The organism is Bacillus cereus group sp. MYBK216-1 (genome assembly GCF_051916495.1).
Classification (GTDB): Bacteria; Bacillota; Bacilli; order Bacillales; family Bacillaceae_G; genus Bacillus_A; species Bacillus_A thuringiensis_K.
On record NZ_JBQAGT010000019.1, the window covers coordinates 1 to 23,987 of the forward strand.

Genomic DNA, 23,987 nt, shown 5'->3' on the forward strand with positions numbered 1-23,987 from the left:
GGCAGAGAGGTCACACCCGTTCCCATACCGAACACGGAAGTTAAGCTCTCTAGCGCCGATGGTAGTTGGGACCTTGTCCCTGTGAGAGTAGGACGTCGCCAAGCAACTAAAAACACAAGTCATTTGACTTGTGTTTTTTTGTATTGTTAAAAAGAATAGGAAAGAAGTAATGGTAATACAAACACGTTGCCCAAGAGTTAATCATATTATATAAAAGATGAGTGTATATTTTTCTGTAAATTGTTAAGGATTAGAAGTATAAAATAGGTTCACTTAAATAGGGAGGGAAGGTTATGAAATTACAAAGTGAAGTTTGTATTGTTTGTGAGACAAAAAGAAAAGAAGGTATATATGTTTATAATAATTTAATATGCTATGAATGTGAAAAGGATATGGTGAATACAGAGACAGATGATCCGAAATATATACATTATTTAAAGCAGCTTCGAAAATTAGAAGTATCATATTTTTAAATAGGCATATGCCTATTATTTTTTTTGTTCTGTATAATAGATAGAGAATGAATAATAAGGAAGAGATGTAGATGAATCAAAATCGTATGCCTTTATATGAGGCGTTAATAGAGTTTAAAGAAAGAGGGCCGTTATCCTTTCATGTTCCAGGTCATAAGAATGGTTTAAACTTCCCTCAGGAGGCAATAAGAGAGTTTAAAGATATTCTATCTATTGATGTAACTGAGTTAGCAGGACTAGATGATTTGCATAGTCCGTTTGAGTGTATAGATGAGGCACAACAATTATTGGCTGAAGTTTATAATACAAAGAGGAGCTATTTTTTAATTAATGGTTCAACAGTCGGGAACTTAGCAATGATTTTGTCTTGTTGCGGGGAACATGATATTGTTCTTGTACAAAGAAATTGCCATAAATCAATTATTAATGCTTTAAAACTTGCGGGAGCAAATCCCATTTTTTTAGATCCATGGATTGATGAAGCTTATAACGTACCGGTGGGAGTTCGTAACGAAATTATTAAGAAAGCAATTGAAAAGTATCCAAATGCGAAAGCACTCATTTTAACGCATCCTAATTATTATGGTATGGGTATGGATCTAGAGGCAAGCATCGCTTTTGCACATGCACATAAAATCCCTGTTTTGGTAGATGAGGCACATGGGGCACATTTGTGCTTGGGAGAACCATTCCCGAAGTCAGCATTAACATATGGTGCAGATATTGTAGTTCATTCTGCACATAAAACATTACCCGCAATGACAATGGGTTCCTATTTACATATAAATAGTCACTTAGTAGACGAAGAGAAGGTTACTACTTATTTAAGTATGCTACAATCTAGTAGTCCATCGTATCCAATTATGGCTTCCTTGGATATAGCACGCTTTACAATGGCGCGTATAAAAGAAGAAGGTCACAGTGAAATTGTTGAGTTTTTACGAAGATTTAAGGAACAATTACGTTCTATTCCCCAAATCGCCATTTTAGAATATCCGTTGCAAGATGAGTTAAAGGTCACCGTACAAACTCGTTGTCAGTTATCAGGGTACGAATTACAGTCTGTATTTGAAAAGGTCGGTATATATACAGAGATGGCTGATCCGTACAATGTCCTATTTATTTTACCCTTACAAGTAAATGAGGGATATATGAAGGTTATAGAGATGATCCGAGTAGCATTGCAACATTATGAGGTGAAAGACAAGAGGGAATCTATTCGTTATACTTATAAAGGTGAATTCTCTCTTTTACCGTATACGTATAAACAACTAGACGGATATGAAACAAAGATAGTATCTATAGAAGAGGCTGTTGGAATGATAGCGGCGGAAATGGTGATTCCGTATCCACCTGGAATTCCATTGATTATGTATGGAGAGAGAATTACTTCAGAGCATAAAGAGCAAATTATGTATTTAGAGAGAGCAGGAGCTCGTTTTCAAGGGAATACGAAATATATGAAAGTGTATGATATAGAAAGTAGGTTTTAGGATGAAGGGATTATTTGTAACAATTGAGGGCCCAGAAGGTTCAGGTAAAACAACGTTAATTAAAAGCTTATTGCCATATTTTGAACAAAAAGCACAAAAGGTAATGGCGACAAGGGAACCAGGCGGTATTGCAATTTCTGAGGACATTAGGACGATTTTACATAAACAAGAATATACGATGATGGAAGCACGTACAGAAGCGCTTCTTTATGCTGCTGCGCGCAGACAACATTTAGTAGAAAAAGTTATGCCAGCACTTAATGAGAACTACCTCGTGTTATGTGATCGTTTTATAGATAGCTCTTTAGCATACCAAGGCTATGCAAGAGGATTGGGTATGGATAAGGTATTTGAAATAAATCGTTTCGCAACAGAGGACTGTATGCCTAGTTTAACAATTTATCTAGACATTGAGCCTGAGGTTGGTTTGGCTCGGATTGAAAAAGATGCAGGACGTGAAGTAAATCGACTAGATATGGAAGATATCTCTTTCCATAAACGTGTGCGCGAAGGGTATTTACAAGTTGTAGAACGTTTCTCGGATCGTATTGTATTGGTAAATGCTGATCAGCCGATGGAAAAACTTATAGAAGAAGTTGTTCAGCTTATAGAAGATAAATTGTTATAATAGAAGGAAAGAATGAAATAAGTGAGGTATGCATTATGACGAAGACGTGGGAGCAGCTTTCTGCTATACAACCCATCGGTGTAAAAATGTTGATGAATAGCATTGCAAAAGAGCGTATATCCCACGCTTACTTGTTAGAGGGAGGGAAAGGGACAGGAAAGTTTGCGACAGCAATTCAAATGGCAAAGAGTTTCCTCTGTTCTGAGCGAAATGGGGTAGAGCCCTGCCATGTATGTACAAACTGTAAGCGAATTGATTCAGGTAACCACCCTAACTTACATATTGTAAAACCAGACGGATTATCTATTAAGAAGCAGCAAATTCATGATTTACAAGAAGAGTTTTCAAAAACAGGATTAGAAGCAAATAAAAAATTATATATTATTGAGCATGCAGATCGTATGACAGCAAATGCGGCAAATACACTTTTGAAATTTTTAGAAGAACCAAGTAGTGATACAACTGCTATTTTACTTACTGAACAAAGTCATCAAATTTTAAATACGATTTTATCTCGTTGCCAAGTTGTTACGTTTAGACCGTTACCTACGGAATCTTTAATTAGAAGATTACAGGATGAAGGGATTACAGCATCTTTATCGACACTTGCTGCTCAACTTACAAATAGTTTTGATGAAGCTTTAGCTTTATGTAGTGATGAATGGTTTGCACAAGCACGAGCTTTAGTGATAAAATTATGTGAAGCGCTCGAAAAAGATAAAACCTCTATTTTTTTTGTACAAGAAAAATGGGGAAAACACTTTGGAGAGAAAGAACAATTACAGCAAGGTTTAGATATGTTACTCCTTATTTATAAGGATTTATTATATGTTCAACTTGGAGAAGAAGATCGTCTTGTTTTTCATGAGCAGAAAGAGATGTTTGAATCGTTTTCCTATGCTCAGAAGCGCATTGTATCAGCTCTCTTTAATATATTAGAGGCAAAAAATAGAATCAACGCTAATGTAAATGCGCAGCTTGTGTTCGAACAGTTAGTGTTGCGGTTGCAGGAGGGATGACCGTTTTGTATGATGTAGTAGGTGTTCGCTTTAAGAAGGCCGGGAAGGTATATTACTTTGATCCAAATCAGTTCGATATCTCTGAAAATGAGTTTGTCATTGTAGAAACGGTAAGAGGTATTGAATACGGAAAAGTAGTTATTACCAAAAAACAAGTTGATGAAAACGACGTTGTATTACCGCTAAAAAAGGTTATTCGTATTGCAAATGAAAATGATCGTACCATTGTTGAAGAGAACAAACATGCTGCCAAAGAAGCATATCAAGTCTGTCAACAAAAGGTAGTAGAGCATAATCTTGATATGAAACTTGTAGATGTAGAGTATACATTCGATCGTAATAAGATTATTTTCTATTTTACTGCGGATGGTCGGATCGATTTCCGCGAACTAGTGAAGGACTTAGCCGCAATTTTTAGAACAAGAATTGAACTAAGACAAATTGGTGTTCGTGATGAAGCGAAGATGCTAGGTGGTATTGGTCCATGTGGTCGTATGCTTTGTTGTTCTACTTTTTTAGGGGATTTTGAACCTGTATCCATTAAAATGGCAAAGGATCAAAATTTATCATTAAATCCTGCAAAAATCTCTGGTTTATGTGGTCGCTTAATGTGTTGCTTAAAATATGAGAATGATGAATATGAGGCAGCAAAGGAACAACTTCCTGATTTAGATCAACGTATACAAACCCCGCATGGTACTGGCCGTGTTATCGGATTAAATATTTTAGAAAGATTAATTCAAGTGGAACTAGTAGACAAGGAACGGATAGTAGAATATACGTTAGATGAGTTAGTAAATAAAGGGGTCGTTTCGAGTCAAACCACAGATTAATGAGGTGGGTGCTTGTGGAGAAAAAAGATATTTTTGAATCGGTTTCTAGTATGGAAGAGCAAATTGGACATTTATACAAACAGTTGGGAGAGTTAAAACAGCATCTTGCAGAGTTGTTGGAAGAAAACCAGCATATAAAAATGGAAAATAACAATTTGCGACACCGTTTTGAAGAAGTGCAGAATAAAGAAAAACAAAAAACTCAAAAACGTAAAGAAGTGAAGCCGAAAACAGATATTGGTGAAGGCTATGACAATTTAGCGAGACTGTATCAAGAAGGTTTTCATATTTGCAATCTACATTATGGAAGTGTACGTAAAGAGGGAGATTGTTTATTCTGTCTGTCATTCTTAAATAAAAAGTGAAATTACCTTTCCAATTATAATTGGAAAGGTAATTTTTTATACATGAAATAGGGTAGGTTAAGGGTAAGAAAAGGAGCAGTATATGAATTTATATGAAGATGAACGTTTAGATTACTTATTAGCACAAGACATGAAGATTATACAAAGCCCATCAGTATTTAATTTTTCTTTAGATGCCGTTTTACTTGCAGATTTTGCATGGATACCAATTCAAAAGGGGAATTTACTTGATTTGTGTACAGGTAACGCGGTTGTTCCCCTTCTATTAAGTACAAGAACAAAAGGAAATATTACTGGTGTGGAAATTCAAGAACGCTTATATGATATGGGAGTAAGAAGTGTTCAATACAATGGGTTGGAAGAAAGAATTCACCTCATACATGGAGATTTGAAAGATATGCCAGAGAAACTTGGGCGTCATCAATATGATGTTGTTACATGTAATCCACCATATTTTCAAACACCTCAAACTTCAGAGAAAAATATGAATGAACATTTAGCGATAGCTCGTCATGAAATTATGTGTACATTAGAAGATGTTGTATCTGCAAGTAGTCAGTTAGTAAAACAAGGTGGGAAAGTAGCGTTTGTACATCGTCCAGGGCGATTACTAGACATTGTCACATTAATGCGTAAATATAAAATTGAACCAAAGCGTGTGCAATTTGTTTATCCTAAGGTTGGAAAAGAAGCAAATACATTGTTAATTGAAGGAATTAAGGATGGAAATGCAGATTTAAAAATTTTACCACCTCTCGTTGTATATGAGAACAATAACGAATATACAAAGGAGCTACGTTCAATTTTATATGGAGAAGAATAAGCATTTTTTTTATGTGGTAGAGTGCTCTGATGGAAGTTATTATGCTGGATATACAAACCATATAGAAAAGAGAATTCAGACTCATAATAGCGGCAAAGGAGCTAGGTATACACGCGCCAGGCTTCCTGTCGTTTTAAAATATGTAGAGACCCACAATGATAAGCGTACAGCTATGCAAGCGGAGTATTACTTTAAGCAATTAACGAGAAAACAAAAAGAGGCATATATGCAAAAAGGAGAACGCTATGTGGCAACAAAAAAGCTTTCAACAAAATGAAAAGGGAGTTTTATATTTAGTACCAACTCCTATTGGAAATCTAGAAGATATGACATTTCGTGCAATCCGAATTTTAAAAGAAGTTGATTTAATTGCTGCTGAAGATACGAGACAAACGAAAAAACTTTGTAATTATTTTGAAATTGAAACACCTGTCACGAGTTATCATGAGCACAATAAAGAAGTAAGTGGGAAGAAACTATTAGAGAAATTAGAGGATGGAAAGAATATAGCACTTGTTAGTGACGCTGGTATGCCGTGTATTTCTGATCCAGGTTACGATATTGTTGTTGAGGCAGTAGCTGAGCAATACCATGTAATTCCGCTTCCTGGAGCAAATGCAGCCCTTACAGCATTAATTGCATCCGGCCTTGAAACACAGCAGTTTTATTTCTATGGTTTCTTGCAGAGAAACAAAAAGGAACGGAAGATGGAGTTAGAAAAGCTTCGTTATGTACAAACTACAATGATGTTTTATGAAGCGCCTCATCGTTTAGATGATACTTTAATTTCGATGCAGGAAGTGTTGGGAAATAGAGAGATTGTATTATGTCGAGAGTTAACGAAAAAATTTGAGGAATTTATTCGAGGAACAATCGAAGAAGCAATTGAGTGGACGAAGCAAAATGAAGTACGTGGTGAGTTTTGTATTTTAGTAGCAGGTTCAACAGAAGAACCAGCTCCAGAAGAACAATGGTGGGAATCTCTTTCGGTATATGATCATATTGAACACTATATAAATGAAAAAAGTATGAATTCAAAAGAAGCGATTAAAACAGTCGCTAAAGATCGAGATTTGTCGAAAAGAGATGTATATCAAATCTATCATGTCGATAAAAAATAAGCTTCTCATAATTGAGAAGCTTATTTTGCTGTTTCGATATAATCTTGAAGTTCGTTTAAGATTTGCTCAGCGCCTTCTTTGCTTAAGATGATTTTACCTTCAGCTAAAGAAAGGTTACCGTCAGATACTTCACCAGTTACTTGGCAAGTCATGTTTGGTTTATATTTCTTTAAGATGATTTTTTCGTCATCAACATAGATTTCAAGAGCGTCCTTTTCTGCAATACCTAAAGTACGGCGTAATTCGATTGGAATTACTACACGACCTAATTCATCAACTTTACGAACAATACCAGTAGATTTCATAATTTTTTTCCTCCTAAATAAATAGTTTATAAGTTTCGAGTCTATTTTTAGATTCGTCATTTTTCGACAAAATACCCTATGGACATATGATACCAATCATTTACATTTCCGTCAATTCTTAAATTCTATATTTTTTAAAAAGATTTATAGATTTCTTATTTCTTATATATAATAGATTGAGAGGAAATTCCACAATTATTTACGATATTTTCTGAAAAAATAATAAATTTAAAGTGGAGATTGTATATTTTTTTGAAATATGAGCAATAGATGATAAAGATATTGAGCATTAAGACCTAAATTTAAAATTAGGTTGGCGTAAAGAAGATAAATTAGATTTGGGCTGCTCGTAAAAGCCTAATTAATGTGGGCTAATAATTAGTGGGGAGGAACAAAAACCCTACTGATTAAAGTTTCACTTTATATATGAGTTTTTGATATACTGTTTATAAATACATATGAGGTTATTCGGGAGGTCCAAAACAATGACAGAGGAAAATAAGTCCTTTTATATTACTACCCCAATTTATTATCCAAGTGGAAAATTACACATTGGACATGCTTATACGACAGTAGCAGGAGATGCGATGGCACGATATAAGCGTATGCAAGGTTATAATGTGCATTATTTAACAGGAACTGATGAGCATGGACAGAAGATCCAAAAGAAAGCAGAAGAGTTAAATATTACGCCACAGGCATATGTTGATAACATTGTTTCAGGAATTAAAGAGCTTTGGGAGAAGATGGATATTTCTTATGATGATTTTATTCGTACAACTGAAGATCGTCATAAAGATGTTGTCGAAAAAATCTTTAAGCAATTAGTAGATCAAGGTGACATTTATCTTGATGAATATGAAGGTTGGTATTCTGTACAAGATGAGACGTTCTATACAGAGCATCAATTAGTAGATCCAATTATGGAAGGCGACAAAGTAGTTGGAGGAAAAAGCCCAGATAGTGGTCATGATGTAGAACTTGTTCGTGAAGAATCTTATTTCTTTAGAATGGGTAAATATGTCGACAGACTATTAAAATTCTATGAAGATAATCCACATTTCATTCAGCCGGAGTCTCGTAAAAATGAAATGATTAATAATTTTATTAAACCAGGATTAGAAGATTTAGCAGTTTCTCGTACTTCATTTGACTGGGGAGTTCGTGTTCCTGGTAACCCAAAACACGTTATTTACGTATGGGTTGACGCATTATCTAACTATATTACGGCGTTAGGTTATGGAACAGCAAATGAAGAGAAATATAAAAAATTCTGGCCTGCAGATGTGCATTTAGTTGGGAAAGAAATTGTTCGTTTCCATACAATTTATTGGCCGATAATTTTAATGGCATTAGATTTACCTCTTCCGAAGAAAGTCTTTGCTCATGGCTGGATTTTAATGAAGGATGGAAAGATGAGTAAGTCAAAAGGAAACGTAGTAGATCCAGTTACATTAATCGATCGTTACGGATTAGATGCATTACGTTATTACTTACTTCGTGAAGTTCCATTTGGATCTGATGGCGTATTCACACCAGAAGGATTTGTGGAGCGTATTAATTTCGACTTAGCAAATGACTTAGGTAATTTATTAAATCGTACAGTAGCTATGATTGATAAGTACTTTAACGGAGAAATCCCTGCATTTAAAGCAAATGTAACGGAATTTGATGAAACGTTAGTAGCGTTTGCGCAAGATACTTTGAAAAAAGTAGAAGAAGCAATGGAGAATATGGAGTTCTCTGTAGCGTTAGGATCTATTTGGCAATTGGTTAGTCGTACGAATAAATATATTGATGAAACACAACCATGGGTATTAGCAAAAGATGAGAATGATCGTGAAAAGTTAGCTTCTGTAATGGCTCACTTAGCAGAAGTACTTCGTCAAACAGGTATTATGCTTATGCCATTCTTAACAGTAGCACCAAGCAAGATGTTTGCTCAGCTTGGCCTTACTGATGAAGCTCATAAATCTTGGGAAAGTCTATCTACAATTGGCTGCATTCCAGCTGGAACAAAAGTAGAAAAAGGAAACCCAATTTTCCCTCGTTTAGAAATGGAAGTGGAAGTAGAGTACATTAAAGAACAAATGAAAAGCTCTGCTCCTAAAGTAGAAGAGAAAAAAGAAGAAGAACCGAAGGCAGAAGAAATTACAATTGATGATTTCTTTAAAGTAGAATTACGCGTAGCTGAAGTACTATCTGCTGAACCTGTGAAAAAAGCAGACAAGTTGTTAAAAATTCAACTAGACTTAGGCACAGAAAAGCGTCAAGTTGTTTCTGGAATTGCAAAATTCTATTCACCGGAAGACTTAAAAGGTAAAAAGGTTATTTGTGTAACAAACTTAAAACCTGTAAAATTACGCGGTGAATTATCGCAAGGTATGATTTTAGCGGGTGAAGAGAATGGCGTATTGTCATTAGCATCAATTGACCAAAATCTACCAAATGGTACAAAAATCAAGTAATTAAGACAAGAAAAGAGATGTTTCACGTGTAACATGTGTGAAGCGTCTTTTTTCTTTTTACACTCTCTATTTTTGCATTAAGATTGTAGTATTGTTATCGTTAAGTTATTAAAGAACTTATTTTTGTAGAATAAACTTGATTTCAATATAAAAGGAGTTATGTATTATGTTGTTTGATACACATTCACATTTGAATGCAGAGCAATTCGAAGGAGATTTGCAAGAGGTTATTGCCCGAATGAAAGAAGCGGGAGTTACTTATACAGTTGTTGTTGGTTTTGATGAAGTAACGATAAAAAAGGCGATGGAATTAGCTGAAGCCTATGATTTTATTTACGCTGCGGTTGGGTGGCACCCAGTTGATGCAATCGACATGACAGAAGAACATTTAGCTTGGTTAGAAGAACTTGCTTCTCATCCTAAAGTCGTTGCACTTGGAGAAATGGGCTTAGATTATCACTGGGATAAGTCTCCAAAAGAAATACAGAAAGAAGTATTCCGTAAACAAATTGCATTAGCGAAAAAAGTAAAATTGCCGATTATTATACATAACCGCGATGCAACTCAAGATATTGTTGATATTCTAGAAGAAGAGAATGCAGCTGAAGTAGGAGGCATTATGCATTGCTTTAGCGGCAGTGTAGAGGTAGCAGAGCGATGTGTTGATATGAACTTTTTAATTTCGTTAGGTGGACCAGTTACATTTAAAAATGCTAAGAAGCCGAAAGAGGTTGCTACGGAGATTCCATTAGAGAAATTGTTAATAGAGACGGATTGTCCGTATTTAACGCCGCACCCATTTCGAGGGAAACGAAATGAACCGAGTTATGTAAAACTCGTAGCAGAAGAAATTGCGAATTTAAAAGGAATTTCTTATGAGGAAGTAGCAGAAATGACAACTAAAAATGCAAAAGTTTTATTTGGTGTTGAATAAAAAGAACGGGGGAACCTGTTCTTTTTTATTTTGAGAAAAACTAGTAGAAGTGATGAAGAAAATAAATGTGAATGATGAAGTGTTACAATAAGGACAGAGAACAAAGATTTTTCTATTCTATTTTTTAAAATATAAGAATGGGGAAAATAATAATGGAAAAGTCGTCATTTTTTTGTTTTACTAAGTAGAGACGAAATGAGTGTGGAGGCAAGCATGAAAATAAAAGAGATTATCGTTGTAGAAGGTAAAGATGATACAGTTGCGATTAAGCGTGCTGTTGATGCGGATACAATTGAAACGAACGGTTCAGCAATCGGTGATCATGTTATTGAGCAAGTTAAATTAGCGCAACAAAAAAGGGGCGTTATTATTTTTACAGATCCGGATTATCCTGGAGAGCGTATTCGAAAAATTATTTCTGACAAGGTTCCTGGCTGTAAGCATGCCTTTTTACCGAAGGAAGAAGCGCTTGCTAAAAGGAAAAAGGGTGTCGGGATTGAACATGCTTCTAATGAGTCGATTCGCCGTGCTCTAGAGAATATACATGAAGAAATGGAAGCTTACACAAGTGAAATTAGTTGGAGCGATTTAGTCGATGCAGGCTTAGTGGGCGGAGAAATGGCAAAGAGCCGCAGAGAAAGAATGGGTAAGCTATTAAAGATTGGTTATACAAATGCAAAACAGTTACATAAACGATTACAGATGTTTCAAGTTTCAAAGGAATCATTTGCAGAAGCTTATAAGCAAGTAATACAGGAGGAAAAAAAATGAAGGATATCGCAACGCCAAATCGTACAAAAGACATTGTTGAAAAGTATGGATTTTCATTCAAAAAAAGTTTAGGACAAAACTTTTTAATTGATACAAATGTATTAAATCGTATTGTCGATCATGCAGAAATTGGTTCAGAAAGTGGTGCAATTGAAATTGGACCAGGTATTGGTGCATTAACAGAGCAATTAGCGAAGCGTGCTAAAAAAGTAGTGGCTTTTGAAATTGATCAAAGACTATTACCAATTTTAGATGAGACGTTAGCGCCATATGGTAACGTTACAGTTATTAATAAAGACGTACTAAAAGCAGATGTACATGAAGTATTTAATGAGCAATTTGAAGAAGGACAAGATGTAATGGTAGTAGCTAACTTACCATACTATATTACAACGCCAATTTTATTTAAATTGCTTGAAGAAAAGTTACCAGTTCGTGGATTTGTTGTTATGATGCAAAAAGAAGTTGGAGATCGTTTAGCTGCTAAACCTGGAACGAAAGAGTATGGTTCTTTATCGATTGCCATTCAGTATTATACAGAGGTTGAAACAGTTATGACTGTACCGCGTACAGTGTTTGTACCACAGCCAAATGTTGATTCTGCAATTATCCGCCTTCTAAAGCGTCCTAAACCGGTTGTAGAGGTGAAAGATGAAACGTTCTTCTTTGAAGTAGTACGAGCAAGTTTCGCACAGCGCCGTAAAACTTTAATGAATAATTTATCAAATAATTTAAATGGTTTCCCGAAAGATAAGGAGTTATTGGATCGAATTTTAACAGAAGTAGGAATTGATCCAAAGCGAAGAGGCGAAACGCTATCTATTGAAGAGTTTGCAACATTAAGTAATGCATTAGTTCTTCATAAATTATCATAAGAATATGAAAGGGACAGTTCAAGTTGAACTGTCCCTTTTGTCACCTTTCTCTCTCTAAATTCATACTTTAAAAACAGGTAAGATGGCCTAATGAGTTTGGAGGTAGGAGAATGGTTTTACATGTTGGAGAATTAGTGGAACGATATTCTCATAAGAGGGATATTCTTTTTCGTATTATAGAAATAAAAGGCGAGATAGCTATATTGTTTGGAGAGGAAATTAGACTGGTGGCGGATGCGCCACTTGAAGATTTAATTAGTATAGATCAAAGAGAACATAAAAAAAGGGTGAAGCGTGAGAAAGAAACAATGGAGCGCACGTACCGTTTGTTTCAACAAGATTATGTGCTGATGAAACAAAGGCATGAACATACTTCAACTGGTGGATATACAAGTGAGGTGAATTATTTTCAAATGCCGGGACGTGTATTGCATATAGATGGAGACCCTTTATATTTGCGCAAGTGCTTAGATTTATATAATAAAATTGGCGTTCCTGTTCAAGGTATTCATTGTAAAGAAACGGAGATGCATGAAAAAGTAGTAGACTTAATAGATCACTTTCGCCCAGACATTCTCGTTATTACAGGGCATGATGCATATACAAAATCAAAAGGAGTGAAGGGAGATTTAGCGGCATATAGGCATTCAAGGCATTTTGTACAGGCTGTTCGTGAAGTGCGAAAAAAATATCCATCATTGGATCAACTTGTTATTTTTGCTGGGGCATGTCAATCACATTTTGAGGCACTAATTCGTGCAGGGGCCAATTTCGCTAGTTCACCATCTAGAATTAATATTCATGCACTAGATCCTGTATATGTAGTTGGTAAAATTAGTTTTACTTCATTTATGGAGAGAGTCAATGTATGGGATGTCGTACGTAATACAATTACTGGTGAAAAGGGACTAGGTGGAATTGAAACGAGAGGGATTTTACGAACGGGATTACCTTTTCAACATTATGAAGAGTAAGCAGGGTACATATGTATCTTGCTTTTTTGTATGGAAGGATTTAAATGAATTTGGATAAAAAGAGGCAAGAACGTACAGACTACGTAATGATACTTTTACAATATAGTATTTCTTCTATCTATTCAAACGCAGGATGATATTAGCTGTGAATCGCGGTTAATAATTAGGATAGATATATCGTGCTTTAAGTGTTCAATCTAAATTACAGCGAGGTGTAGCGAAGTATATGTCAAAACGTTTAGATGAAATTAAAAGCGAATTAGATCACCATCTTGGACAGCGACTTATGTTAAAAGCAAATAGTGGAAGAAGAAAAACTGTGGAGCAATCAGGTGTACTAGCAGAAACATACCGTTCCGTTTTTGTTGTACAATTGGATCAACAAGAAGATGCGTTGCAACGTGTATCTTATAGTTATGCAGATGTTTTAACAGAGACAGTAGAGTTAACATTTTATGGAGACCCTCATAATGAGGTCATTTTATAATCCGTATATCATTACATATATTCCCAGAAATGAAAAGCTATATTATTTTGCATACTAACTATACCGTAGCAAAATAAGGAGGGACTCTGCATTGAGTAGTAGACGAAGAGGTGTCATGTCAAACCAATTTAAAGAAGAGCTAGCAAAAGAGCTTGGCTTTTATGATGTTGTTCAGAAAGAAGGATGGGGCGGAATTCGTGCGAAAGATGCTGGTAACATGGTGAAACGTGCTATAGAAATTGCAGAACAGCAATTAATGAAACGAAACCAGTAGTTGTAAGATACTTTCTATGCTACGGTAGCCGAGGAGACATTCCTCGGCTTTTTGTACTCTAAAAGGTGCCATCATTTTACATAAGTAGTTTCATTCTGAATGCTTTTCGTTATAATTAGGGAAGTGTCATCGTCTTACTATAAATTTATGGTAAAATAAACGATAAAAGATTGAGTACATAGAGTGGGTGAATAGATTGAAGCTACTAGTGAAAGCACCAGCAAAGATTAATCTGTCGTTAGATGTACTGGGAAAAAGACAAGACGGATATCATGAAGTGAAAATGATTATGACAACCATTGATTTAGCAGATCGTCTAGAACTAACGGAATTAGCAGAAGACCGTATTGAAATTTTATCCCATAATAGGTATGTCCCAGACGACCAACGAAATTTAGCTTATCAGGCAGCGAAATTATTAAAAGAGAAGTTTAATGTAAAAAAAGGTGTATCTATTACTATTGAAAAAACGATTCCAGTAGCAGCTGGATTAGCAGGTGGAAGTAGTGATGCAGCAGCGACATTACGTGGTCTTAATAAATTATGGAATTTAGGGCTTACAATTGATGAGTTAGCAGAGCTTGGCGCAGAAATTGGATCAGATGTATCGTTCTGTGTATACGGCGGCACAGCAATTGCCACTGGAAGAGGAGAGAAAATTGAGCATATAAAGACTCCGCCTTCTTGTTGGGTTATTTTAGCGAAACCACATATAGGTGTATCTACTGCTGATGTGTATGGAAATTTAAAGTTAAATCGAGTTACACATCCAAATGTAGATAAAATGGTTGATGTCATAAATTCTGGTGATTATAAAGGAATTTGTGATAATGTTGGTAACGTTTTAGAAGATGTAACATTTGGAATGCATCCTGAAGTTGCCCGTATTAAATCACAGATGAAGCGATTTGGAGCGGATGCTGTATTAATGAGTGGAAGTGGTCCAACTGTATTTGGACTTGTACACCATGATTCACGAATGCATCGCATTTATAACGGATTAAAAGGATTTTGTGAACAAGTCTATGCGGTACGTTTATTAGGAGAGCGAGAAACGCTTGAATAAAGACGTATAATACGTTATGATTTGTTTAGAATATTCGTGATTTGAGGTGAGAGTATGAAAATTAGAAGAAGTACAAGATTAGTCGATATGACTTATTACTTGCTACAAAACCCTCGTCAGCTAGTATCTCTCACTTTTTTTGCTGAAAGGTATCAATCGGCTAAGTCTTCCATTAGTGAAGATTTAGTTATTATTAAGCAAACGTTTGAACAACAAGGGGTCGGCACATTGCAAACGATACCAGGAGCAGCAGGAGGAGTGAAATATATACCGTATATAAGTGAAGAAGAGGCAGATCTAATTATTGATGAGCTTTGTGGCTTATTTGAAAACCCAGATCGTATTTTGCCTGGTGGTTACTTATACATGACAGATTTATTGAGTAATCCTCGCCATATTAATGGCGCAGGTCGTTTGTTTGCTTCTGTTTTTGCTAGGCAACCAATTGATGCAGTTATGACGGTGGCAACGAAGGGGATTCCACTTGCTTATGCAGTGGCAAATTACTTAGATGTACCAGTTGTAATTGCAAGAAAAGATAATAAGGTAACAGAAGGTCCGACTGTTAGTATTAACTATGTGTCGGGTTCTTCTAAACGAATTCAAACAATGACGTTAGCAAAACGCAGTCTTCCAGAAGGGTCGAATGTTTTAATTATTGATGACTTCATGAAAGCTGGCGGAACAATTCAAGGTATGATGAGTATGTTAGAAGAGTTCAAGGCTAATGTTGTTGGTATTGGTGTATTAGTAGAATCCACAGATATTGAAGAACGACTAATTAATAATTTTGTATCATTAATTCGTCTATCGGAAGTTGATGTGAAAGAAAAAACGATTCAAGTGGAAAAAGGGAATTATTCTCTTGCACCATTTGATGAAGGGCTTGTAGAGGCGGAATAAAAGATAGAGCAGATAGCTCTATCTTTTTTTATTTTATTTATAGATTATAAAATAGATGGACAAACTGCCTTTCGTACACTATTTTTAAAGAGTAAAATAAATAATAAAAGGGTGAAAAGTATGAAAGTTGTTCAAACAAGCAAGGCACCACAAGCAATTGGACCTTATTCACAGGGGATTATTGTAAATAACATGTTCTATAGCTCAGGACAAATTCCATTGACGGCAAATGGGGAGCTTGTAACAGGAGATGTAACAGCACAAACAGAACAAGTATTTCAAAATTTACAAGCGGTATTAGAGGAAGCAGGTGCTTCATTTGATACAGTCGTAAAAACAACAGTATTTTTAAAGGACATGGATGATTTTAATGCTGTGAATGAAGTGTATAGCTCTTATTTCTCTACTCATAAACCAGCTCGATCTTGTGTGCAAGTAGCAAAATTACCGAAAGATGTTTCCGTTGAAATTGAAGTAATCGCCCTAGTTAAATAACCTTTTGTAAGCGATAACCTCCACTAATCTCTATATTCAACTACTTTAAAAATTTTTATCTTAAAAATTTTTAAAAAATTAAAGGGAAAATAGAAAATTTGTGGAATTTATACAAATATATCGCTTATTTAGAAAAGGGTGGTGAACACAAGATGGAAGTGACTGACGTAAGATTACGCCGCGTAAACACAGAAGGCCGCATGAGAGCAATTGCCTCTATTACTCTAGACCATGAATTTGTTGTTCATGATATTCGTGTAATTGATGGTAATAATGGATTATTTGTAGCAATGCCAAGTAAACGTACTCCAGATGGAGAGTTCCGTGACATTGCACATCCAATTAATTCTGGTACACGCTCTAAAATTCAAGATGCGGTTTTAACAGAGTATCATCGTTTAGGCGAGTTAGAAGAGGTTGAGTTTGAAGAAGCAGGTGCTTCGTAAAATTCGAATGAAAAGGGCTTTTGACAAAAAGCCTTATAATTTTGTAGCAAACTCCTGTAAGCATTTACAGGGGTTTGTTTTTTTTTGTTTTATATTTGGAAACTTCATAATTTATTAACATAAAAAGAAGAAACTACTAATTTTTTCAAAATCATTTTAAATAGTATAGCTTATTTCTTAAAAAAGATACTAAAGAGTAAAACATCTTATAAGAATTATGGTAAAATTTAATAGTTAAAATGTGTTTCTTGAAATATATGATGATTTAGGATAATATCTTTAATGGATAAATAGGTTGCGATGGAGGGTCTATATGTCAAACAGATTTGCAGTGATTCTAGCTGCAGGTAAAGGCACACGTATGAAGTCAAAGCTATACAAAGTGCTGCATCCTGTATGTGGAAAACCTATGGTACAACACGTAGTCGATCAAGTATCTCAATTAGGATTGCAGAAACTTGTAACGGTTGTTGGACATGGTGCTGAAATGGTACAAGAACAGCTAGGGAACGTAAGTGAATTTGCATTACAAGCAGAACAACTTGGTACAGCACATGCTGTAGATCAAGCTGCAAGTGTACTTGCAAATGAAGAAGGAACAACTTTAGTTATTTGTGGTGATACGCCTCTAATAACTGCTGAAACAATGGAAGCATTACTTCAGCAACATAAAGAAGCAGGAGCAATGGCGACGGTGCTAACAGCATACATAGAAGAGCCTGCTGGATATGGCCGTATTGTTCGTAATGAGAATGGTCATGTTGAAAAGATTGTTGAGCATAAAGATGCAAATGAGAAAGAATTAGCTATTAAAGAAATCAATACAGGTACGTATTGTTTTGATAATAAGGCTTTATTTGCTTCACTTTCTAAAGTTTCAAATGATAACGTGCAAGGTGAATATTACCTTCCAGATGTTATTGAGATTTTAAAAAATGAAGGTCATATCGTATCAGCTTATCAAACAGAGCAGTTCGATGAAACGTTAGGTGTTAACGACAGAGTCGCTCTATCGCAAGCGGAAATTATTATGAAAAACCGTATCAACCGAAAGAACATGGTAAATGGTGTTACAATTATTGATCCAAGTAACACTTATATTTCTGCTGATGCAATTATCGGTAGCGATACAGTTCTTCATCCAGGAACAATTATTGAGGGGAACACTGTAATTGGTTCTGATTGTGAAATTGGACCGCATACAGTAATTCGCGATAGTGAAATTGGAGATCGTACGACAATTCGACAATCTACTGTACATGATAGTAAGCTTGGTACGGAAGTATCGGTTGGTCCATTTGCACATATTCGCCCAGATTCAGTTATTGGAGACGAAGTACGCGTTGGAAACTTCGTGGAAATCAAAAAAACTGTCTTTGGTAATAGAAGTAAAGCTTCACACTTGAGTTATATCGGGGATGCACAAGTTGGAGAAGACGTGAATCTTGGTTGTGGTTCAATTACGGTGAACTATGACGGTAAGAATAAATTCAAAACTGTGATTGGTAATGGGGTATTTATTGGATGTAATTCAAACCTTGTTGCTCCAGTAACAGTTGAAGATGGTGCTTATGTGGCGGCAGGCTCTACAATTACAGAGAATGTTCCATCAAAAGCATTATCGGTAGCACGTGCACGTCAAGTTAACAAAGAAGACTATGTTGATCAATTGCTGAATAAGAAAAAATCATAATAATGTGGAGGGTTAATCTAGATGTCGACTCAATATCTAAATTCTAATTTGAAAGTATTCTCTTTAAACTCTAATAAGGAACTTGCTGAGCAGATTGCAAAGCATATTGGAGTAGGACTAGGAAAATGTTCTGTTGATCGTTTTAGTGATGGAGAAGTTCAAATTAACATTGAAGAAAGTATCCGTGGTTGCGATGTATTCATTATTCAATCTACAAGCTTCCCAGTAAACGAACATATCATGGAATTACTTATTATGATCGATGCATTAAAACGTGCATCTGCGAAAACAATTAATATTGTTATTCCTTACTATGGTTATGCGCGTCAAGACCGTAAAGCGCGTTCTCGTGAACCAATTACATCGAAACTTGTAGCAAACTTGCTTGAAACAGCAGGTGCAACTCGTGTAATCACTCTAGATTTACATGCTCCACAAATTCAAGGGTTCTTTGATATCCCAATCGACCACTTAATGGGTGTACCGATTCTTTCTGATTACTTTGAAACAAAAGGTCTTAAAGATATCGTAATCGTGTCTCCTGATCATGGTGGTGTAACTCGTGCAAGAAAAATGGCAGATCGTCTAAAAGCGCCAATCGCTATTATTGATAAGCGTCGTCCTCGCCCGAACGTTTCAGAGGTAATGAACATTATCGGTAATATTGAAGGCAAAACAGCGATTTTAATTGATGACATCATTGATACAGCTGGTACAATTACATTAGCAGCAAACGCTCTTGTTGAGAACGGTGCTTCTGAAGTATATGCTTGCTGTACACACCCAGTATTATCTGGTCCAGCAATTGAGCGTATTCAAAATTCAAACATTAAAGAGTTAGTTGTAACGAACTCTATTGTATTACCAGAAGAGAAGAAAATCGACAAAGTACATGAACTTTCAGTTGCTCCATTAATCGGAGAAGCAATCATTCGTGTATACGAAGAAGAATCTGTGAGTGTATTATTCAATTAATTGGATAGAATGAGACGTAACCAAAATTGGTTACGTCTTTTCGTATCGAAAAAAGAAAGTAGTGGTACAAGAATGAAATTGATAGTAGGACTTGGGAACCCAGGTAGAGAATATGAATTAACAAGGCATAATATTGGATTTATGGCCATTGATGAACTTGCGAAGCGTTGGAACATTTCTTTGAATGAACAAAAATTTAAAGGTGTATTTGGTGCAGGGTTTGTTAATGGAGAAAAGGTAATCTTATTAAAGCCGCTAACATACATGAATTTATCTGGGGAAAGTATTCGTCCACTCATGGATTATTATAAAATTGATGTTGAGGACTTCGTTGTTATGTACGACGATTTAGACATTCCTGTAGGTAAATTGCGTCTTCGCATGAAAGGTAGTGCCGGTGGACATAATGGTGTAAAGTCAACGATTTCGCACTTAGGAACACAAGAATTTCAACGTATCCGTATGGGAATTGATCGCCCGAAAAATGGAATGAAGGTAGTCGATTATGTATTGGGACGCTTTACATCTGAAGAGATTCCGGATGTTAACCATTCTATTGAAAAAGCAGCGGATGCATGTGAAGAGTGGCTAAATAAGCCTTTTCTTCAAATCATGAATACTTTCAATAGTTAAAAATGAGATTGGGAATATTTCTCTTTTGTTTTACCCATACTAGTAGTAATTGAATTTTTAGGAGGCTAGTATGGAAGGGTATTATTATTGCAGACACTGCGGAGGTAATGTAGGCTCCATTAACGCAGAAAAAGTATATAGCGACGTTTTATTTCAACTAACGGAGCAAGAAGTAGTAGAAATGATTCATTTTCATGAGAATGGAAATATATATATAAAAACGATTTGTGAATCGTGTCAAGAAACGCTCGCATCTTATCCTGAGTATTATGAGTATGAAAAATTTCTGCAATAAAATGTTGTCGCTTTGGCATGTCCAAAGCATTTTTCTGTTTTCCTTTTCCAAAATATTTGCATAAAATAGAATGACTTGCTCTTTATGTTGAGAGGAGTTTTAAAAATGATAGGTTTATTAGAGCAATTTTATAAAAATGAAGAGATACAATCGGTTATTAATGGGTTAGAAGATGGGTTAAAAGAACAACTTATATCAGGGATGGCAACGTCTTCTCGTTCATTATTAATGGCGGCTTTATATAAAAAAACAAAAAAATCACAATTAATCGTGACACATAACTTATACCAAGCACAAAAAGTACATGAAGATTTAGTGGCGTTACTTGGTGAAAAAGATGTGTGGTTATATCCAGTGAATGAACTGATAGCATCGGAAATTGGAGTTGCAAGTCCAGAATTGAAGGCGCAACGTATAGAAGTGTTAAATCGCTTGGCTGCGGGAGAGAATGGAATCATTGTAGCGCCAGTGGCAGGATTGCGTAGATTTTTACCAATAAAAGAATTGTGGAAGCAAAAGCAAGTTGAAATCAATCTAGGGCAAGAGATTGATTTAGATGCGCTCTTGCATACTTTACATCATATTGGCTATGAACGTAAGTCGATGGTAGAAGCTCCAGGGGAGTTCAGTTTGCGTGGGGGAATATTAGATATTTATCCTTTAACTGAAGAACTACCATTTCGTATTGAATTCTTTGATACAGAAGTCGATTCTATTCGATTATTTGATGTGGATGAACAGCGTTCTCAAGGTAAAAAAGAAAGCGTTAGGTTTGGTCCGGCAACAGAGTTTTTATTTTCACAGGAAGAATTAAAATCAGGAATTCAGCATCTTGAAGAAGGCTTGACTAAGACGATGCAAAAACTTTCTGATGATAAACTAAAGACTAAAGTGCTTGAGACGGTAAGTCATGAAATTGAGATGTTGAAAAACGGGCAAAGTATAGAACAGATGTTTAAATACTTATCTATTTTCTATAAAGAACCTGCTAGTCTGATAGATTATTTACCAGAAGATGGTGTTGTAATTTTAGATGAGATTTCCCGTATTCAAGAGACAGCATCACATCTTGAAACAGAAGAGGCGGAATGGTATATATCACTTCTTGGTGAAGGAACAATTATTCAAGATTTATCTTTCTCTCACCCATTCGAGGGGTTTCTTCATCATAAAAAAAGAAGTTTTGTATATTTAACGTTATTCTTGCGTCATATCGCACACACACATCCGCAAAATATTGTTAATGTAACATGTAAAACAATGCAAGATTTCCATGGACAGATGAATTTGTTAAAAACAGAAATTGATAGATGGAATGAAGGGCATTTTACGACTGTTGTACTTGGAACAGATGATGAACGTGTGAAAAAATTACAACATATTTTAAGTGATTATGATATTGAGGCAGATATTGTAGAAGGTACAGATATTTTATTGCCTGGAAGGTTACAGATTACTGTAGGTGATTTACATGCAGGATTTGAAATGCCGATGCAAAAGCTTGTTGTCATTACTGAAAAGGAGCTTTTTCATAAGAAAGTTAAAAAATCACAACGTAAACAAAAGTTATCGAATGCTGAACGTATTAAAAGTTATTCAGAATTAAAAGTTGGAGATTATGTAGTTCACGTAAATCATGGTATAGGTAAATTTTTAGGTATTGAGACATTAGAGATTAATGGTGTTCATAAAGATTATTTAAATATTAAATATCAAGGTAATGATAAGCTATACGTTCCAATTGAACAAATTGATCAAGTTCAAAAATATGTAGGATCTGAAGGTAAGGATCCGAAAGTTTATAAATTAGGTGGTAATGATTGGAAGAAGGTTAAAACGAAAGTTGAAAAATCTGTACAAGACATTGCGGATGACCTAATTAAACTATATGCTGAGCGCGAAGCTTCAAAAGGCTATGCATATACGCCAGATACGGCAGAACAACAAGAGTTCGAATCATCTTTCCCGTATCAAGAGACAGAGGATCAGTTACGTTCTATTGACGAGATTAAAAAAGATATGGAACGCGGACGCCCGATGGATAGGCTCCTTTGTGGTGACGTAGGGTATGGAAAGACTGAAGTGGCTATTCGTGCGGCATTTAAAGCAATTATGGATGAAAAACAAGTTGCAATTTTAGTACCGACAACGATTCTTGCGCAGCAACACTATGAAACAATTCGAGAGCGTTTTCAAGATTATCCGATCAATATAGGCTTATTAAGTAGATTCCGTACGAGAAAACAACAAAATGAAACAATTAAGGGCTTAAAGGATGGAACAGTAGATATTGTAATCGGAACACATCGTATTTTATCTAAAGATGTTACGTATAAAGATTTAGGGCTTCTTATTATTGATGAAGAACAAAGATTTGGTGTAACACATAAAGAAAAAATTAAACAATTGAAGGCGAATGTTGACGTATTAACATTAACGGCAACTCCGATTCCGCGGACGCTTCATATGTCTATGCTTGGTGTGCGCGACTTATCTGTTATTGAGACACCACCAGAAAATCGTTTCCCAGTCCAAACGTATGTAGTCGAGTATAATCCAGCGTTAATGCGAGAGGCGATAGAGCGAGAGCTTGCAAGAGGTGGTCAAGTTTACTTCCTATATAACCGTGTAGAGGATATTGAAAGAAAAGCAGATGAAATTTCGATGTTAGTTCCAGATGCCCGCGTAACGTACGCACATGGGAAAATGAACGAAAGCGAATTAGAGTCTGTTATGCTATCATTTTTAGAAGGACAGCATGATGTTCTTGTAAGTACAACAATTATTGAGACGGGTGTAGATATTCCGAATGTAAATACGTTAATTGTATTTGATGCAGATCGTATGGGATTATCACAGTTGTATCAGCTTCGTGGGCGTGTTGGACGTTCTAATCGTGTTGCATATGCATACTTTGCATATAAACGTGACAAAGTGCTGTCAGAGGTTGCAGAGAAGCGTCTACAAGCAATTAAAGAGTTCACGGAACTTGGATCTGGTTTCAAAATTGCGATGAGAGATTTATCTATTCGTGGAGCAGGTAATTTGTTAGGGGCAGAACAGCATGGATTTATTGATTCTGTCGGATTTGATCTATATTCTCAAATGTTAAAAGATGCAATTGAACAGCGTAGAGGAACAGATGGGGCTGAAAATATAGTTAATGTTGAAATTGACTTAGAGGTAGATGCATACTTACCAGATGCTTATATTTCAGATAGTAAGCAAAAAATTATGATGTATAAACAATTTAGAGGTGTTTCTGCAATTGAGGATATTGAAGAATTGCAGGAAGAAATGATCGACAGATTTGGCGATTATCCACAAGAAGTTGGTTATTTATTACAAATTGCAAATATTAAAGTGTTGGCAATGAAAGAACAAATTGAATTAATTAAGCAGAATAAATTTGAAGTAACATTTCTGTTTTCTGAACAAGCAAGTCAAAATATTGATGGTGGAAAATTATTCATGCTCGGAAATAGTTTTGGACGTATGATCGGTTTAGGAATGGAAGGATCACAATTGAAAATTGTTATGAAAACAAATGGCTTAGAGACATCGAAGTGGTTAACAATTGCTGAAAATTTATTAAAAGGCTTACCAGATGTAAAAAAAGAAGTAATAAATGCCTAAAA

General features: G+C 35.5%; 26 protein-coding genes and 1 rRNA gene. 26 read left to right on the forward strand and 1 reads right to left on the reverse strand.

Translation table 11 applies throughout. The features are described from left to right. The 10 genes from rrf to rsmI form a co-directional block, all read left to right on the forward strand. Nucleotides 1-104: ribosomal RNA gene (gene rrf / locus ACTFRH_RS28790) — 5S ribosomal RNA — on the forward strand; the annotation flags it as partial. A gap of 189 nt (nucleotides 105-293) precedes the next feature. Beyond that, on the forward strand, nucleotides 294-473 hold the full coding sequence (locus ACTFRH_RS28795; protein WP_000776279.1) for a sigma factor G inhibitor Gin: 180 nt from the start codon (nucleotides 294-296) through the stop codon (nucleotides 471-473). Nucleotides 474-544: 71 nt separating this feature from the next. Continuing rightward, on the forward strand, nucleotides 545-1,966 hold the full coding sequence (locus ACTFRH_RS28800; RefSeq protein ID WP_001075296.1) for an aminotransferase class I/II-fold pyridoxal phosphate-dependent enzyme: 1,422 nt from the start codon (nucleotides 545-547) through the stop codon (nucleotides 1,964-1,966). 1 nt (nucleotide 1,967) lies between these two features. Next, on the forward strand, nucleotides 1,968-2,594 hold the full coding sequence (gene tmk / locus ACTFRH_RS28805) for a dTMP kinase (RefSeq protein WP_000677219.1): 627 nt from the start codon (nucleotides 1,968-1,970) through the stop codon (nucleotides 2,592-2,594). Between the two features lie 35 nt (nucleotides 2,595-2,629). Then, nucleotides 2,630-3,613, forward strand: a complete 984-nt coding sequence (gene holB / locus ACTFRH_RS28810; RefSeq protein ID WP_000169564.1) for a DNA polymerase III subunit delta' — start codon at nucleotides 2,630-2,632, stop codon at nucleotides 3,611-3,613. A gap of 5 nt (nucleotides 3,614-3,618) precedes the next feature. Next, complete coding sequence (locus ACTFRH_RS28815; RefSeq protein WP_000272429.1) at nucleotides 3,619-4,446, forward strand: PSP1 domain-containing protein; 828 nt, start codon at nucleotides 3,619-3,621, stop codon at nucleotides 4,444-4,446. A gap of 14 nt (nucleotides 4,447-4,460) precedes the next feature. After that, nucleotides 4,461-4,811, forward strand: coding sequence for a DNA replication initiation control protein YabA (yabA, locus tag ACTFRH_RS28820; protein ID WP_000412063.1), 351 nt, complete (start codon nucleotides 4,461-4,463; stop codon nucleotides 4,809-4,811). Nucleotides 4,812-4,893: 82 nt separating this feature from the next. Beyond that, nucleotides 4,894-5,634: a tRNA1(Val) (adenine(37)-N6)-methyltransferase gene (locus ACTFRH_RS28825; RefSeq protein WP_001055353.1), complete on the forward strand. Its 741-nt coding sequence runs from the start codon at nucleotides 4,894-4,896 to the stop codon at nucleotides 5,632-5,634. Then, nucleotides 5,621-5,911, forward strand: coding sequence for a GIY-YIG nuclease family protein (locus ACTFRH_RS28830; protein WP_000414352.1), 291 nt, complete (start codon nucleotides 5,621-5,623; stop codon nucleotides 5,909-5,911). Before ACTFRH_RS28825 ends, ACTFRH_RS28830 begins: the two co-directional genes overlap by 14 nt. After that, the gene (gene rsmI / locus ACTFRH_RS28835; RefSeq protein WP_000267817.1) at nucleotides 5,880-6,755 is read left to right on the forward strand and encodes a 16S rRNA (cytidine(1402)-2'-O)-methyltransferase; all 876 of its coding nucleotides are present in this window, start codon (nucleotides 5,880-5,882) and stop codon (nucleotides 6,753-6,755) included. The genes ACTFRH_RS28830 and rsmI overlap by 32 nt, the downstream gene beginning before the upstream one ends. Before the next feature lie 20 nt (nucleotides 6,756-6,775). Here the strand turns inward: rsmI and ACTFRH_RS28840 are convergent, their stop codons facing one another. Further along, complete coding sequence (locus ACTFRH_RS28840; RefSeq protein ID WP_000843036.1) at nucleotides 6,776-7,060, reverse strand: AbrB/MazE/SpoVT family DNA-binding domain-containing protein; 285 nt, start codon at nucleotides 7,058-7,060, stop codon at nucleotides 6,776-6,778. Nucleotides 7,061-7,545: 485 nt separating this feature from the next. On the opposite strand from ACTFRH_RS28840, the gene metG reads away from it, so the two are divergent. The 16 genes from metG to mfd all read left to right on the forward strand — a co-directional run bounded on the left by metG (nucleotide 7,546) and on the right by mfd (nucleotide 23,985). Next, entirely contained in the window at nucleotides 7,546-9,528 is a 1,983-nt protein-coding gene (metG, locus tag ACTFRH_RS28845; protein WP_000134143.1) for a methionine--tRNA ligase, read from the forward strand. 166 nt (nucleotides 9,529-9,694) lie between these two features. Next, nucleotides 9,695-10,462, forward strand: coding sequence for a TatD family hydrolase (locus ACTFRH_RS28850; protein WP_000895851.1), 768 nt, complete (start codon nucleotides 9,695-9,697; stop codon nucleotides 10,460-10,462). Nucleotides 10,463-10,675: 213 nt separating this feature from the next. After that, entirely contained in the window at nucleotides 10,676-11,233 is a 558-nt protein-coding gene (gene rnmV, locus ACTFRH_RS28855; protein ID WP_000692835.1) for a ribonuclease M5, read from the forward strand. Beyond that, entirely contained in the window at nucleotides 11,230-12,108 is an 879-nt protein-coding gene (gene rsmA, locus ACTFRH_RS28860) for a 16S rRNA (adenine(1518)-N(6)/adenine(1519)-N(6))-dimethyltransferase RsmA (RefSeq protein WP_000651547.1), read from the forward strand. The genes rnmV and rsmA overlap by 4 nt, the downstream gene beginning before the upstream one ends. Nucleotides 12,109-12,218: 110 nt before the next feature. Then, nucleotides 12,219-13,082, forward strand: coding sequence for a sporulation peptidase YabG (gene yabG, locus ACTFRH_RS28865; RefSeq protein WP_000242868.1), 864 nt, complete (start codon nucleotides 12,219-12,221; stop codon nucleotides 13,080-13,082). Between the two features lie 226 nt (nucleotides 13,083-13,308). Further along, on the forward strand, nucleotides 13,309-13,569 hold the full coding sequence (veg, locus tag ACTFRH_RS28870; RefSeq protein ID WP_000044347.1) for a biofilm formation stimulator Veg: 261 nt from the start codon (nucleotides 13,309-13,311) through the stop codon (nucleotides 13,567-13,569). 115 nt (nucleotides 13,570-13,684) lie between these two features. After that, nucleotides 13,685-13,843 carry a small, acid-soluble spore protein, alpha/beta type gene (locus tag ACTFRH_RS28875; protein WP_000070633.1) on the forward strand — a complete coding sequence of 53 codons (159 nt, stop codon included), beginning with the start codon at nucleotides 13,685-13,687 and terminating at the stop codon, nucleotides 13,841-13,843. A gap of 196 nt (nucleotides 13,844-14,039) precedes the next feature. After that, nucleotides 14,040-14,909, forward strand: a complete 870-nt coding sequence (gene ispE, locus ACTFRH_RS28880; protein ID WP_000772103.1) for a 4-(cytidine 5'-diphospho)-2-C-methyl-D-erythritol kinase — start codon at nucleotides 14,040-14,042, stop codon at nucleotides 14,907-14,909. Between the two features lie 54 nt (nucleotides 14,910-14,963). After that, nucleotides 14,964-15,812 carry a pur operon repressor gene (gene purR, locus ACTFRH_RS28885; RefSeq protein ID WP_000702466.1) on the forward strand — a complete coding sequence of 283 codons (849 nt, stop codon included), beginning with the start codon at nucleotides 14,964-14,966 and terminating at the stop codon, nucleotides 15,810-15,812. 120 nt (nucleotides 15,813-15,932) lie between these two features. After that, the gene (locus ACTFRH_RS28890) at nucleotides 15,933-16,307 is read left to right on the forward strand and encodes a RidA family protein (RefSeq protein WP_000869814.1); all 375 of its coding nucleotides are present in this window, start codon (nucleotides 15,933-15,935) and stop codon (nucleotides 16,305-16,307) included. Nucleotides 16,308-16,459: 152 nt separating this feature from the next. Further along, nucleotides 16,460-16,753, forward strand: coding sequence for a septation regulator SpoVG (gene spoVG / locus ACTFRH_RS28895; protein ID WP_000454041.1), 294 nt, complete (start codon nucleotides 16,460-16,462; stop codon nucleotides 16,751-16,753). Nucleotides 16,754-17,066: 313 nt separating this feature from the next. Next, entirely contained in the window at nucleotides 17,067-18,446 is a 1,380-nt protein-coding gene (gene glmU / locus ACTFRH_RS28900) for a bifunctional UDP-N-acetylglucosamine diphosphorylase/glucosamine-1-phosphate N-acetyltransferase GlmU (protein WP_000071039.1), read from the forward strand. A gap of 21 nt (nucleotides 18,447-18,467) precedes the next feature. Continuing rightward, nucleotides 18,468-19,421 (forward strand): ribose-phosphate diphosphokinase, encoded by a 954-nt coding sequence (locus tag ACTFRH_RS28905; protein ID WP_000107420.1) that lies wholly within the window; start codon nucleotides 18,468-18,470, stop codon nucleotides 19,419-19,421. A gap of 72 nt (nucleotides 19,422-19,493) precedes the next feature. Then, nucleotides 19,494-20,054 carry an aminoacyl-tRNA hydrolase gene (gene pth, locus ACTFRH_RS28910; RefSeq protein WP_000767702.1) on the forward strand — a complete coding sequence of 187 codons (561 nt, stop codon included), beginning with the start codon at nucleotides 19,494-19,496 and terminating at the stop codon, nucleotides 20,052-20,054. 70 nt (nucleotides 20,055-20,124) lie between these two features. Then, the gene (locus tag ACTFRH_RS28915; RefSeq protein WP_000399438.1) at nucleotides 20,125-20,349 is read left to right on the forward strand and encodes an anti-sigma-F factor Fin family protein; all 225 of its coding nucleotides are present in this window, start codon (nucleotides 20,125-20,127) and stop codon (nucleotides 20,347-20,349) included. A gap of 105 nt (nucleotides 20,350-20,454) precedes the next feature. Next, on the forward strand, nucleotides 20,455-23,985 hold the full coding sequence (gene mfd / locus ACTFRH_RS28920) for a transcription-repair coupling factor (protein WP_000579682.1): 3,531 nt from the start codon (nucleotides 20,455-20,457) through the stop codon (nucleotides 23,983-23,985). Nucleotides 23,986-23,987: the final 2 nt, after the last annotated feature.